Here is a 14047-nt window from a genome sequence, read left to right on the forward strand (position 1 = left end):
GATGGAAATGGTCGTTGTCGCTCCGCCTGCCTCAGGAAAACTTGAGGATCTGAAGAGACGCTTCTTCGCGACGCCTCTTCAGGCCGTGGTTTCACTGCTTTCTCTCTCGGTGATTGTCTTTCTGGTCTGGAAGCTCTTGAACTGGGCTGTCTTCTCCGCGGTGTTCGATGCCAGCGGAGGGGCGGACGCCTGCCATGCGGCGTCCGGAGCCTGCTGGTCGGTCATCGCCGCCCGGTGGCGCATCATCTTTTTCGGTCTGTACCCCTATGAGGAACAATGGCGCTCCGCGCTGGCCTGCGTCACGGTCGTGGCCATGACGGTGCTGAGTTGCATTCCCGCCTTCTGGACGGGACGTCGCATCGCGCTCGTCTGGGGGCTCGGAGCGGCCGTCTTCTATGTGCTGATGAAAGGCGGTTTGCTCGGCCTGAGCTTTGTCGGCGAGGAGATGTGGGGCGGGCTTGCGCTGACGCTCTTCATCTTCGTGACGACCTGCCTGATCGGCTTTCCGCTGGCGATCTGCCTGGCCCTGCTGCGCCGCTCCGAACTGCCCTGGATATCGCGCACGACAGGCCTCATCATCGATGGCGTGCGGTCGCTTCCGCTGATCTCGATCCTGTTCACCTTCGCGATCGTCCTGCCGTTCGCGCTGCCGCAGTGGCTGCAGGGCGACAAGCTGTATCGGGTCATCCTCGGCTCGGCGCTGTTCTTCTCCGCCTATCAGGCCGAGATCGTGAGGGGCGGCATGCAGGGGGTTCCGAGAGGACAGGAGGAGGCCGCGATGGCGCTCGGCCTCAGCTATTGGCACCGCATCAGCCGCATCCTGCTGCCGCAGGCGATGCGCAACGCGCTGCCGGCCACGATCAACCAGTTCGTGATCTCGTTCAAGGAGACGTCCCTGGTGGTGATCGTCGGTTTCTTCGAGATCCTGGCGTCAGGCAACGCCGCCTACGGAACCGGCGAATGGCGGTTCGCCTATGTCGAGGTCTACGCCTTCATCGCCCTCATCTATTTCGTCTTCGTCTTCAGCCTGTCCCGATACGGCGCCTTCCTCGAACGGCGCATGTCGGTCGGCGAGCGATAAGGAGTTTCGTGATGACCGTTCCAACCACGCAGGAAATAGCCGTCCGCGTCGAAGGCATGAGCAAGTATTACGGCACCTTTCATGCGCTGCGTGACATCAACCTGACCGTCGCGCGCGGCGAGAAGATCGTCGTGTGCGGCCCCTCCGGCTCAGGCAAATCCACGATGATCCGTTGCATCAACCGGCTGGAGGAACACAATGCCGGCAGCATCATGGTGCTTGGCACGGAACTGAACGATGATGTCGGAAACATCGACGAGATCCGGCGCGAAGTCGGCATGGTGTTCCAGCATTTCAACCTGTTTCCGCATATGACGGTGCTGGAGAATTGCGTGCTCGCGCCGATGCTGGTGCGCAAGATGCCCCGCGTCGAGGCGGAAGCGATGGCACGGCGCTATCTGGAAAAGGTCCGCATCCCCGAACAGGCCTCGAAATATCTCGGCCAGCTTTCAGGCGGCCAGCAGCAGCGGGTCGCCATCGCGCGTTCGCTGTGCATGCAGCCGCAGATCATGCTTTTCGACGAGCCGACATCCGCACTGGATCCGGAAATGATTTCGGAAGTGCTGGATGTGATGGTCACGCTCGCCTCCGAGGGCATGACGATGATCTGCGTCACCCACGAGATGGGCTTTGCGCGGCGGGTTGCGGACCGGGTGATCTTCATGGACGCGGGCGAGATTGTCGAAGAGGCGCCGCCGGAAATCTTCTTCACATCGGCCAAAAGCGAACGAACGCAACTGTTCCTAGCCCAGGTTCTGGGGCATTGATCGGGTTCCATGCCGCATGGATGCGATGCGGCGCATCTGAGCCTCCCGCACTCGTACAGATTGTCCCATGATCGATCCCGTCTCTGCCTTGTCGAATGTTCTTGGTGCGAAAGGCTGGCTTTCGGGCGGCGACGTCGAACCCTATCGATGGGACTGGCTGCGGCGCTACGGAGCGGATCCGCTGGGCGTCGCTCGTCCTGCAAACACGCAGGAGGTGGCGCGGGTCGTCGAAATCTGCCGTGAGGCGGGCGTGGCGGTGGTGCCCCAGGGTGGCAACACCGGCCTGTGCGGTGGTGCCGTCGCGCACGAAGCCGGCGCCGTGATCCTGTCGCTCTCCCGCATGGCGGCGATGGAAAAGCCGGATCTCGCGAGCGGTTCGATCGTTGTCGAAGCCGGCGTGGTTCTATCCACACTGCATGAGGCCCTGGAGCCGCATGGTCTCGTCTTTCCGATGCATCTCGGCGCCGAGGGCAGCGCCAGGATCGGGGGGTTGATTGGCACCAATGCCGGCGGCAGCCACGCAATGCGCTACGGCATGATGCAGGACCTCGTCCTCGGCCTCGAAGTCGTTCTCGCCGACGGCACGGTGTGGAACGGGCTGCGCTCCGTGCAGAAGGACAATGCCGGCTACCAGTTGCGCAAGCTGTTCTGCGGCTCGGAAGGCACGCTGGGCATTGTGACACGCGCGGTGCTGAAGCTTTTTCCGGCGCCCAAGCAGCGGACGACGGCGCTGCTCACCTTCGCCGATTGCGGCTCAGCGGTCTCTTTCGGCACGTATCTGAGGGGCGAAGCGGGCGAATTCCTTTCCGGCCTTGAGTTCTTTTCCGATTTTGGCCTCAAGCTGGTGCTGAAACATATGGCGGACCTTTCCTTTCCGCTGGAAACCAGGGGCAGGGTTCACCTTCTGGCCGAACTCGCGTCGAGCTCGGCCCGGGTTCCGCTGGATGACATCCTGAACGCGGCACTGGAGTGGGGCATGGAGCGGGAGCTTGTGATCGACGGTGCGCTTGCAATGTCGGATGCCCAGAGGGCGCACTTCTGGCATCTGCGCGAGGAGCAGCCCGAAGGCCAGCGGCTGGAGGGGCAGCAGCTCAAGCACGACATTTCGGTGCCGCCAGGCAAGATCGCCGAATTCATCGAGGTGGGGGAGACGATCTGCAGCGAGATTCTGCCGGGGGTGCGCATCAATCCCTTCGGTCATCTCGGCGATGGCAACATCCACTACAATCTGAGCCCTCCCGAAGGGCAAAGCGACTTTGCCGGCAAGGCGTTGGAGCTCGGCCAGGCGCTGGCCTCGCTGGCCACGGAAATGGGCGGCAGCTTTGCGGCCGAGCACGGCCTCGGCCGCTCGAAGATCGTGCTCGCTGACACCAACAGAAGTCCGGTGGAGCGAAACTTGATGGCGGTCGTCAAAGATGCCCTGGATCCGTCAGGCCTGATGAATCCGGGCGTTCTGATCTCTTCCGTCAGGCAAGAAAAACTTTCCAATAGACGAGATTTCTTGATTTCGCTCTGTCTCTTCAACGTGCAGGTTCACAACGGCGGGATGCTTTTTCGAGAGTTCCTCCACTCGCCTCGTTGTCTGTTCACGGCCATCCACCGGCCCCACCCGCCGGCCATTGAGAAAGTTGATGCATGATGCGCAATGGCGGCCAGCTTCTTGTCGAGTGCCTGATGGCGCTGGGCGCAACCAAGAGTTTCGGCGTGCCCGGAGAAAGCTACCTGGCTGTTCTTGACGCCTTGCACGATACCGAAGGCAGACTGGACTACGTGCTCTGCCGCAACGAAGGCGGTGCAGCGTTCATGGCGTCCGCCTATGGCAAGCTGACCGGCTCTCCGGGTATCTGCTTCGTGACGCGCGGCCCCGGCGCCACCAATGCCGGCATCGGCGTGCATACCGCCATGCAGGACAGTTCGCCGATGCTGCTGTTCGTCGGCCAGGTGGGCACCGACATGAAGGGCCGCGAGGCATTCCAGGAGGTTGACTATCGCGCGGTGTTCGGGACGCTGGCGAAATGGGCAGTCGAGATCGACGAGGTTTCGCGTCTTCCCGAGATCGTGGCGCGGGCATGGACCACGGCGCTGACGGGACGGCCTGGCCCGGTCGTCGTGGCGCTGCCGGAGGACATGCTGACCACGATGACGGACGCCGCTCCGCTCCTTGGACCGGCTGCAATGTTCGAACCCGCTGCTGCAGTGGAGGCGGTTGCCGCAACCCATGAAATGCTTGCCGCAGCGCGCCGGCCGGTGATCCTGATCGGTGGCACCAACTGGACGGCCGAAGGACGCACAGCGCTGCAGACCTTCGCCGAGGCTTCCGACATGCCGGTGGTGGCAGCCTTCCGGTTCCAGGATCAGTTCAACAATGGCTCGCCGGTTTTCGTCGGCGAGGCCGGTGTGGGCATGGTGCCGCACGTCAAGGCGCTGATCCGCGAAGCCGACGTGATCCTGGCCATCAATGTGCGTTTCGGAGAAATGACGACGGATGGCTACACCTTGCTGTCGGTGCCCGAGCCGAGCCAGAAACTGATCCATGTCCATACGTCGGATCGCGAGATCGGCAAGGTCTACATTCCCTCCGTCGGCATCCATGCCGGCCCCAATGCTTTCGCCAAAGCGTTGACCCCTGTCGAGGGCGCGTGGGCCGAATGGCGTGCCAAGGCCCGGGCAAGCTACGAAGGCGCGTTCAAGGCGCCGGCCCAGCCTGGTCCGGTCGACATGGTCGAGATCAGCGCATGGCTGCGCGACAACCTGCCCGACGACGTGATCCTGACCAATGGCGCCGGCAATTTTACGGTCTGGCCGAACAAGTTTTTCAAGTTCGGCCCCAAGGCGCGGCTGCTCGCGCCACAGTCCGGTGCGATGGGCTATGGCCTGCCGGCAGCGATAGCCGCCAAGGTGGCGTTTCCCGACCGCACCGTCGTCTGCTTTGCCGGCGACGGCGATTTCCAGATGAACTGCCAGGAACTCGGCACGGCCATGCAGGCTGGAGCGCAGCCCATCGTGCTCATCCTGAACAATGGCATCTATGGCACGATCCGCGCGCATCAGGAGCGGCACTATCCGGCGCGCGTTTCGGGAACGAACATCGAGAACCCGGATTTCGTCGGCCTTGCCAGATCCTACCGCTTCCATGCCGAACGCGTCGAATCCACGGCGGATTTCGCAGGCGCGTTCGGGCGGGCGCTGGCATCGCCGACAGGTGCGGTTCTGGAACTCGCGATTTCCCCCGAGGCGCTGACCCCGCGCCAGACCCTTTCCCAGATGCGCGAGGCGGCACTTGCTTCGCAGAAGGCCAAGGCATGACCACCAGGACAGACGACATCCGTCTCGGCGCCGACATTGGCGGGACGTTCACGGACATCGCGCTCGATGTGCGCGGAACGATCTTTTCGACCAAGGTGCTCACCACCTATTCGGCGCCCGAGCAGGCGATCCTCGATGGCATCGCCATCGTAGTGCGCGATGCAAAGATTTCGACAGCCGACATCGGCATCGTCATTCACGGCACGACATTGGCGACGAACGCACTCATCGAGCGGCGCGGCGCCAAGACGGCGCTGGTGACGACCGAGGGTTTTCGCGATGTGATCGAGATGCGGACCGAGAACCGCTTCGAGCAGTACGATCTTAACCTGAAACTGCCGACGCCGCTGATCCCGCGCGAGCATCGCTTTACCGTCAAGGGACGGATCGGCGCCGAAGGCCAGGAATTGCAGCCGCTGGACGAGGCCGCCCTGGAAGAGATCGCCGACCAGATCGCCGCGGGCGGCTTCGGCGCGGTCGCGATCGGTTTCATCCATTCCTACATGAATCCAGCGCACGAGCAGCGGGCTCGCGAAATCCTGGCGCGAAAGCTGGATATGCCGATTTCCGTCAGCGCCGAAGTCTCGCCGCAGATGCGCGAGTTCGAGCGTTTCAACACAGTCTGCGCCAATGCCTATGTCCGCCCGCAGATGGCGAGCTATCTCGCCCGGCTGCAGACGCGGCTGAAGGACATGGGCGCGGACTGCCCGGTCTTCATGATCCATTCGGGCGGCGGATTGATCTCGGTCGAAACGGCGTCCGAATTTCCGGTGCGGCTGGTCGAATCCGGTCCGGCCGGCGGCGCCATCTTCGCCGCCGACATCGCCCGGCGTTTCGATCTCGATACCGTCGTCTCCTACGACATGGGCGGAACGACCGCGAAGATCTGCCTGATCGAGGATTATGCGCCGCAGACGGCCAGGACCTTCGAGGTCGCGCGCACCTACCGGTTCTGCAAGGGCTCCGGCATGCCGATCTCGATCCCGGTGATCGAGATGATCGAGATCGGGGCGGGCGGCGGCTCGATTGCCTGGGTCGATGCGATGGGACGCATCCAGACCGGCCCTGAGAGCGCCGGTTCCGAGCCGGGGCCGGCATGCTACGGGCGTGGCGGCAAACGGCCGGCGATCACCGATGCCGATCTGGTGCTGGGCAAGCTCGACCCCGACAATTTCGCGGGCGGCGCTATCAAGCTCGATGCTGCGGCCTCGCAAGGCGCGATCACGAGCGATGTCGGCGCACGCCTGTCGCTCAACCCGCTGTCGGCGGCGTTCGGCATCAGCGAGGTGGTGGACGAGAACATGGCCAACGCCGCCCGTGTTCACGCGGTCGAGAACGGCAAGAACATCTCGGACAATGTCATGATCGCCTTCGGTGGCGCAGCACCGCTACACGCGGCGCGGCTCTGCGAAAAGCTCGGCCTCGACCAATGCCTGGTGCCGCAGGGTGCCGGCGTCGGCTCGGCGATCGGCTTCCTCAAAGCGCCCTTCGGCTATGAGGCGCTGGCGTCCAAACTGATCCGGCTTTCGCAGTTCAAGGCGGATGAGGCGAATGCGCTGCTCGACGATCTGAAAGCTTCGGCCGAGAGCTTCGTGCGTGCCGGCACCAGCGGCAAGATCGTGCGCGAGATCACCGCCTTCATGCGCTATGCGGGCCAAGGCTGGGAAATCCCCGTCGCTCTGCCCGACAAGCCTTTCGCCGGAGACGCCGCCGTCACCCTGGCGGATGCCTTCCGCAAGAATTACGAGCGCTTTTTCGGCCGCGCCATCGATGGGCTCGACGGGCTGGAGATCGAGGTCGTCACTTGGTCCGTGAAGGCAAGCGACGAGCGGCCCGCCTCCGCAAAGCACAAGATCACGACCGGCACGCGCAACGTGCCGGTCGCGGTGACACGGGAGGTCTTCGATCCGGGTACCGGGACGATGCAGACTACGGCGATTGTCGAACGCACCAGCCTTTCGGCAGGCGACCGCGTGAAGGGGCCGGCCGTGATCGTGGAGCGCGAGACATCGACGGTCGTCACCACACCATTCGACGCCGTCATGCAGAGCGACGGCGCCATTCTGATGATCCGCAAGGAGAGCGCGGCATGAGCGACATTGGCGAAATCCGCATGCAGGTCATGTGGAACCGGCTGATCTCCGTCGTCGAGGAACAGGCGCTGACCCTGCTGCGCACGGCCTTCTCCACTTCCGTGCGCGAGTCGGGCGATCTGTCCGCCGGCGTGTTCAACCCGCGCGGCGAAATGCTGGCGCAAGCGGTGACCGGCACGCCCGGGCATGTGAACACCATGGCCGAGGCCGTGCTGCAGTTCATGAACGAGATTCCGCGCGAGGAGATGTACGAGGGCGACACTTATGTCACCAACGATCCCTGGCAAGGCACCGGCCATCTTCACGATATCACGATGGTCTCACCATCGTTCCTGAATGGCGAACTCGTCGCCTTCTTTGCCTGCACCGCCCACGTCGTCGATGTCGGCGGGCGAGGCTTTGGAGCCGACGGCAAGTCGGTCTACGAGGAAGGCATCCAGATCCCAATCATGAAGTTCGCCGAGAAGGGCGTGGTCAACCGCGACCTGGTGAAGATCCTGCGCTGCAACGTCCGCGAACCGAACCAGGTCGTCGGCGATTTCTATTCGCTTGCCGCGTGCAACGAGGTCGGCCATCGGCGCCTCGTCGGCATGATGACCGAGATCGGCCTGGCATCGCTCGATGGTCTCGGCGCGTTCATCTTCTCGCGCACGCATAACGCCATGCTGGAACGGATCAAGGCTCTGCCGAAGGGGACATGGTCCAACGAACTGGTCACCGACGGCTACGACGACCCGGTCAAGCTGGCGGCGGCCGTTTCGGTGCATGAAGACCATCTCAATGTCGACTTCTCCGGCAGCGCGCCGATGAGCCGCTGGGGCATCAACGTGCCCGTCATCTACACCAAGGCCTATGCCTGCTACGCGCTGAAATGCGTGGTGGCGCCCGACATTCCCAACAATGCCGCCTCGCTGGCCTTCTTCACCGTGTCGTCGCCTGTCAACATCCTGAACGCGGCCCGGCCGGCGCCGGTATCGCTAAGGCATGTCATCGGTCACATGGTTCCTGACCTCGTGCTCGGCGCGATGGCCCAGGCGCTGCCCGGCAAGATCCTGGCGGAAGGTGCCGCCGCGCTGTGGAATATCCATATCTCGGCCCGGCCGGTTGCCGGCAGCGCCGGCCGTCGCGCCGAGGTGCTGATGTTCAATTCGGGCGGCATGGGCGCTCGTCCCGAGTTGGACGGATTGTCGGCAACAGCCTTCCCCTCCGGCGTTCACACCATGCCGATCGAAGCGACGGAGCACACCGGCCCGATCGTCATCTGGCGCAAGGAACTCCGGCCTGGTTCGGGCGGTGATGGCGAGTTTCGCGGCGGCCTCGGCCAGGTTCTGGAAATCAGCGCCCTTGACGGACATGAGTTCGATTTCTCGGCCATGTTCGATCGCGTCAAGCATCCGGCAAAGGGCCGCAATGGCGGCAAGGACGGCCAGGCCGGCGTGGTCAAGCTGGATGACGGCACGTTGATGCGACCGAAGGGATGGCAGCATGTGCCGGCAGGACGCCGGCTGATCCTGGAGTTGCCGGGCGGCGGCGGCTATGGCGATCCGGCCAGGCGCAGCGCCGAGGCGAGGGCGCAGGATCAATCCAGGGGATATGTTACGGAGGATGGCAAATGAGCTACATCTCCTCGCGGCTTTCCGTGGTCAAGCCGTCGGCGTCGATGGCGGCCTCCCAGGCCGCCAGGGCGCTGCGGGCCAAAGGCGTCGACGTCATCGACCTTGGCCTCGGCGAACCGGATTTTCCGACGCCTGCCCACATCACCGAAGCGGCCTATGCGGCGGCCAAGGCCGGCCAGACCCTCTACACCGCAGCCGCAGGCACGCCGGAAGTGCGCGAGGCCGTGGCCGGGAAATTCAGGCGCGAGAACGGGCTGGATTACGCCGCTGATGACATTGTCGTGGCCAACGGCGCCAAGCAGATCATCTTCAACGCCTTGATGGCGACGCTGGAAAGCGGCGACGAGGTGATCCTGCCGGCGCCCTATTTCGTGTCCTATCCCGAGATGGTCAAGCTCTTGGGCGGCACGCCGGTCGTCGTCGAATGCCCGGAAGCGACCGGGTTCAAGCTTACGCCTGAACTGCTCGAGCAGGCGATCACGCCGAAGAGCAAATGGCTGTTCCTGAACATGCCGGGCAACCCGTCGGGCGCGGTCTACTCCGAGGCCGAACTGAAGGCGCTCGGTGCAGTGCTCGCCAGGCACAGCCATGTGCTGGTGTTGTCCGACGAGATCTATGAGCACATCATCTTCGATGGTCGTGAATTCGTGTCGTTCGGCAAGGCTTGTCCGGAGCTGAAGGACCGAAGCCTGATCGTCAACGGCGTGGCCAAGGCCTATGCGATGACCGGCTGGCGTGTCGGCTATGCCGCCGGGCCGGCGCCGCTGGTCAAGGCGATGTCGACCATCCAGAGCCAGTCGGTCACCTCGGTGTGCTCGATCGCCCAGGCGGCGACGGTCGCCGCGCTGAACGGCCCGCAGGACGAGGTGGCCCGCTTCCGCCAGGCGTTCGAGTCGCGCAGGAACCTGGTCGTCGACGGCATCAGGCGCATCAACGGCCTGACGCTGCCGCCGCCGGAAGGCGCCTTCTATGCCTATATCGGCTGCGCAAGCCTGATCGGCCGCAAAACGCCCAAGGGTATCGTGCTTGAAGACGACACCGCGGTTGCGAGCTATCTCCTTAATGAGGGCCGCGTGGCTTCGGTGCCGGGCGCTGCCTACGGACTTTCACCCTATTTCCGCATCTCCACCGCCACGAGCGAGGAGGTGCTTGCCGAAGCGATCGCGCGCATCAATGCCGCCGTCGCGCAAGTGGAGTAAACCATGCCCCAATACGAACGCATCCTGATCACCGGCGCCGCCGGCCGTCTTGGCTCGGAACTGCGAAAGGGGCTGGTGCCGCTGGCAAAGACGATCCGCCTGGCGGGCCGCGAACCGTTCGGTGACCTTGCCGCGCACGAGGAAGAAGCGGTGTTCGACCTCGCCGATATGGAGGCGACGATCGCGGCCACCAAGGATTGCGATGCGATCGTGCATTTCGGCGGCGCGCCGCTCGAATGCGCTTGGCAGACGATCCTGGATTCCAGCATCCGCGGCTCCTACCACATCTATGAAGGCGCGCGGAAACATGGCGTCAAGCGCGTCATCTACGCCTCCTCGGTGCACGCCATAGGCTATCACGAGGTCGAGGCGCATATCGGCGTCGACGCGCCGGTGCGGCCCGACAGCCTGTATGGCGTGTCGAAGAATTTCGTCGAAAGCCTGAGCCGGCTCTATTGGGACAAGTTCGGCATCGAGACGGTGTGCCTGCGCATTTTCTCGTCATTCCCCGAGCCGGCCGACCGCCGCATGCTGTGGTCGTACCTTTCCTTTGCCGATTGTGTCCGCTTGGTCGAGGCCTCGCTGACCGCGCCACGCGTCGGTCACACGATCTCGTTCGGCATCTCCGACAACAGGTTGAAGATGGTCGACAACAGCGGCGCGAACCATCTCGGATTTTATCCGCAGGACAGCACGGAGCCATTCCGCGCAGCGGTCGAGGCGAGGACCCCGGTTCTGGATCCGAAGGCGCCGTCGGTGAAATATCTGGGCGGCTGGTTCTGCGAACTCGGCCATCCGGACGACGAGCCGAAATCGTGAGGCAGAGCTACGACGTCGGCATGGTCGGCGGGGCCGTAATCGGCTCCGCCGTCGCCTATTTCCTGGCTGCCAATCCGGACTTCACGGGCTCGGTCCTGGTGGCACCGACCATTGCGGCGGCCGCCACTGTCCTGATCGTCGCGTCGGTGTTCCTGCTTGCGGTTTCCGCACTGGTTTCGCGGCGCAAGCTATAGCGACGGCCGATCGAACAACGAACTCTCCGTTTAGCGTCCTTGGTTGCGCCGAAGACTATCTTGCCGGTTCGCCTTCGCCAAAGGTGTCCTTCATCGCGCGCAGGATGATGACGGCCGAGGCGGCACCCGGGTCCATGTGACCGAGGGACCGCTCGCCGAGCCTGGCCGCCCTGCCGCGGGCAGCGACCATCGACCGCGTCGAATTCGCGCCGGCTTCGGCGGCCTCCAGTATGCTGTTCCACATTTCCGGTCCTCCGGCAGAACGGGCGCGTGCGTTGACGGCCGCTTCCGTGGCCGGGATCCAGGCATCCAGCATCGTCTTGTCGCCGCGCTGTCCCTTGCCGCGCTCCTTGATGCCGGTGGTCATCGCCTCGACGATCATCGCCTGATCGGCGGCTGAAAGGCATTCATCCTGTTTGAGCGCTTGTGCCGCGCGCCGGAAGGCGGTGGCATAGAGCGGTCCTGTGGAGGCGCCGACGGCGTCGAGAAAGGCCGACGCGGCGGCCGTGAAGACCTCCGACGGCAGCGTGTCGTCGAGGTTGAGCTTGGCCAGTTCCGCATTCACCGCCATGAAGCCGAGCGACATGGTGATGCCGTGGTCGGCGTCGCCGATGGCGCCGTCGAGGTCCGAGAGGTGGTCCTTTCCGGCCTCGATCGCAATCGATATGCGATAGAACATCCTGCTCAGGCGTCGCGCCGCATTGTCCGACATCGTGTTCCTCCCAGTTCAAGCAGGATGCCGCCCGTCTTCACGGGGGCGCGCGCCTATTCCCTATCTTCAACCAATCCGCAGGACGGCCGTGTCGCAAGGGTGATGCAACAATTCTGTAAGCTCGGCGTCGAGATGCATGACCGTGATCGACGCGCCGACCATGTCGAGCGAGGTGCAGTAATGTCCCACCCAGTTCGCCTCTATCGTGATGTCCTTGGCGCTCAGCCGCTGCTCGACACGCCTGAACAGAATGTACAGTTCCATCATCGGCGTTGCGCCAAATGAATTGACCAGCACCGCGACATGGTCTCCCGCCGCCGGCTTCATTTCCGAAAAGATGCGGTCCATGATCCGGTCGGTGATCGCGTCGGCGCTCATCATCTTTTCACGGATGACACCAGGTTCGCCGTGGATGCCCATGCCGATCTCGATGTCGTCGGGGCCGATCTCGAAATTGTGGCGGCGCGTCTGCGGCATGGAGCAAGGCTCCAGCGCGACGCCCATGGTGAAGGTTCGCGCATTGGCCTTGCGTGTCACGGCTTCGCAGGCGTCGAGCGACAGTCCACGATCGCAGGCGGCCCCGGCGATCTTGAACATGAAGAAGTTGCCGGCAACGCCGCGCCGGCCTTCTTTGTCCTCGAGCGGCGACGAGGCGATGTCGTCCGTCGTCACCACCGTGCGAACCTCGATATTGTGTTCCGCCGCGATCTCGGCCGCCATCTCGAAATTCATCACGTCGCCGGCATAGTTGCCGTAGACGAAGAGCACGCCTTGCCCGCCCGATGCGGCGTTGGCGCACTGGAAGATCGTGCCGGGAGGCGGTGACGAAAAGATGTTGCCGACGGCAACGGCGTCGGCGAGTCCCTTGCCGACATAGCCGAGAAAACAGGGCTCGTGCCCGGTGCCGCCGCCGACCACAAGCCCGACCTTGCCGGGCCTCGGACCGGTGCGGGCGACGAGGGCGCGATGCGAACCCTTGATCGGCATGACATAGGCGGCGTTGGCCTTCACCACGCCGTCGAGCATTTCCTCGACGACATCATTGGGGTCGTTGAGGAACTTCTTGATGTGGGTCCGGTAGTTACTGGGCAGGGCCACCGTGTTGTCGACTCGTGGGCGTTGCGAGAGCTTCTGGTCGAGTTCCGTCACGCCGTCGGCATTGAGGATACCGCGGCCGGTGGCGGCGTCGGTGATAAGCACATTGACATAGCCGCCGCGCAGCGTCGCCAGGATCGCCGGCACCTTGTCGAAACCGCCGGCGACCGCGATGCGCAAGCCGATGGCCTTCAGCATGTCGAGCGATATGCCGATCGTCCGGTCGTCCAGCGGACCGGCAACCGGATTGCCTTGCCCGTCGATGAAGCGGCCGGCGACGACGCCGACGGCGTCCCTGGCGAGATATTGCTGCAGCGAAACCGATTCAAAGAAGCCGCTGGTGTGGATCGTCGAGTTCGGGCGCAAAGACGAGATGCCGAACAGCGCCTTGTTGGCTTTGGCTAAAGCGCCGAACTGGCTCTGGATCAGCGGCTCGCGCAACAGCATGTCGCGAACCTCGGCCGTGGAAACGACCGCCGGCGCCGTGATGTTGATCAGCTTCGCCTTGACCGCGCCGGCGATGGCGGAGGCGCAGAGCTCGGGCGTATAGGCGAAGCTGGCGGCCGTTCCGCCGGTGGCCTGGACGATGGTGACGTCCTGAAGGCCGGGCACCGACACCTGCTCCGCGATCGCCAGGACCGTGCGCCCCCAGGCGACGGCGAGCGTGTCACCGGATTTCAGCAGCTTGGCAAGGGCCTGCGCGGCCGCCCCGCCAAGGCGGTCGATCAGCGGCCGCGTATTGTCGTCGCTCGGCACGACGAGACAGTCATGCAGGCCGAAGTGACGTTTGAGCTCCTGCGCGATCGACAGCGAGCTCAGCCGTGACGGCTCGAGCGAGATGTTGACGATGCCGCGGGCGCGGGCATCGGCTAGGTAGCTGTTCACCGTTGCCCGCGAAATGCCCATGATCTCGGCGATGTCGCCTTGCGTCATATGATCTTCGTAGTAGAGCCAGCAGGCCCAGACATACGGGTCGTCGCCATAGCGCAGCGGAATGGGCTCGGACGCAGCCTCGGCGCCCGCTCGCACGGTGCCGTTCTTGCGCGCCGATGATGTCTTGACGGTCATGCTGCCAAGTTTCCCCGAATCCAAGATCGATCGCCAAGATGAGCGTAAATGGCAGAACACTCAATCTTGGCCTGATGGCGCCTGGTCCGATCCGGCA

The 14047-nt window shown here is 63.9% G+C and carries 11 protein-coding genes; 9 read left to right on the forward strand and 2 right to left on the reverse strand.

Features of this window, described 5'->3' with window-relative positions; translation table 11 throughout:
* The first annotated feature begins 1 nt into the window (after position 1).
* The 9 genes from DH08_RS29385 to DH08_RS29425 all read left to right on the forward strand — a co-directional run bounded on the left by DH08_RS29385 (position 2) and on the right by DH08_RS29425 (position 11075).
* Positions 2–1081, forward strand: a complete 1080-nt coding sequence (locus DH08_RS29385; protein ID WP_192182764.1) for an amino acid ABC transporter permease — start codon at positions 2–4, stop codon at positions 1079–1081.
* A gap of 11 nt (positions 1082–1092) precedes the next feature.
* Complete coding sequence (locus tag DH08_RS29390; RefSeq protein WP_192182765.1) at positions 1093–1848, forward strand: amino acid ABC transporter ATP-binding protein; 756 nt, start codon at positions 1093–1095, stop codon at positions 1846–1848.
* A gap of 67 nt (positions 1849–1915) precedes the next feature.
* Positions 1916–3487 carry an FAD-binding oxidoreductase gene (locus tag DH08_RS29395; protein WP_246801038.1) on the forward strand — a complete coding sequence of 524 codons (1572 nt, stop codon included), beginning with the start codon at positions 1916–1918 and terminating at the stop codon, positions 3485–3487.
* On the forward strand, positions 3484–5154 hold the full coding sequence (locus tag DH08_RS29400; protein WP_192182766.1) for a thiamine pyrophosphate-binding protein: 1671 nt from the start codon (positions 3484–3486) through the stop codon (positions 5152–5154). The genes DH08_RS29395 and DH08_RS29400 overlap by 4 nt, the downstream gene beginning before the upstream one ends.
* Entirely contained in the window at positions 5151–7247 is a 2097-nt protein-coding gene (locus tag DH08_RS29405) for a hydantoinase/oxoprolinase family protein (protein WP_192182767.1), read from the forward strand. The genes DH08_RS29400 and DH08_RS29405 overlap by 4 nt, the downstream gene beginning before the upstream one ends.
* On the forward strand, positions 7244–8863 hold the full coding sequence (locus DH08_RS29410; protein WP_192182768.1) for a hydantoinase B/oxoprolinase family protein: 1620 nt from the start codon (positions 7244–7246) through the stop codon (positions 8861–8863). Before DH08_RS29405 ends, DH08_RS29410 begins: the two co-directional genes overlap by 4 nt.
* Positions 8860–10062, forward strand: a complete 1203-nt coding sequence (locus tag DH08_RS29415) for a pyridoxal phosphate-dependent aminotransferase (protein ID WP_192182769.1) — start codon at positions 8860–8862, stop codon at positions 10060–10062. The genes DH08_RS29410 and DH08_RS29415 overlap by 4 nt, the downstream gene beginning before the upstream one ends.
* A gap of 3 nt (positions 10063–10065) precedes the next feature.
* Positions 10066–10881 (forward strand): NAD-dependent epimerase/dehydratase family protein, encoded by an 816-nt coding sequence (locus tag DH08_RS29420; protein ID WP_192182770.1) that lies wholly within the window; start codon positions 10066–10068, stop codon positions 10879–10881.
* Positions 10878–11075: a hypothetical protein gene (locus tag DH08_RS29425; RefSeq protein ID WP_192182826.1), complete on the forward strand. Its 198-nt coding sequence runs from the start codon at positions 10878–10880 to the stop codon at positions 11073–11075. The genes DH08_RS29420 and DH08_RS29425 overlap by 4 nt, the downstream gene beginning before the upstream one ends.
* A 55-nt stretch (positions 11076–11130) precedes the next feature.
* Here the strand turns inward: DH08_RS29425 and dhaL are convergent, their stop codons facing one another.
* Together dhaL and DH08_RS29435 are read right to left on the reverse strand one after the other, a co-directional pair.
* Positions 11131–11787 carry a dihydroxyacetone kinase subunit DhaL gene (gene dhaL, locus DH08_RS29430; protein ID WP_006206716.1) on the reverse strand — a complete coding sequence of 219 codons (657 nt, stop codon included), beginning with the start codon at positions 11785–11787 and terminating at the stop codon, positions 11131–11133.
* Between the two features lie 66 nt (positions 11788–11853).
* Positions 11854–13950 (reverse strand): bifunctional sugar-binding transcriptional regulator/dihydroxyacetone kinase subunit DhaK, encoded by a 2097-nt coding sequence (locus DH08_RS29435; RefSeq protein WP_192182771.1) that lies wholly within the window; start codon positions 13948–13950, stop codon positions 11854–11856.
* Positions 13951–14047: the final 97 nt, after the last annotated feature.

This window comes from Mesorhizobium amorphae (assembly GCF_014843845.1).
Taxonomy (GTDB): Bacteria; Pseudomonadota; Alphaproteobacteria; order Rhizobiales; family Rhizobiaceae; genus Mesorhizobium; species Mesorhizobium amorphae_A.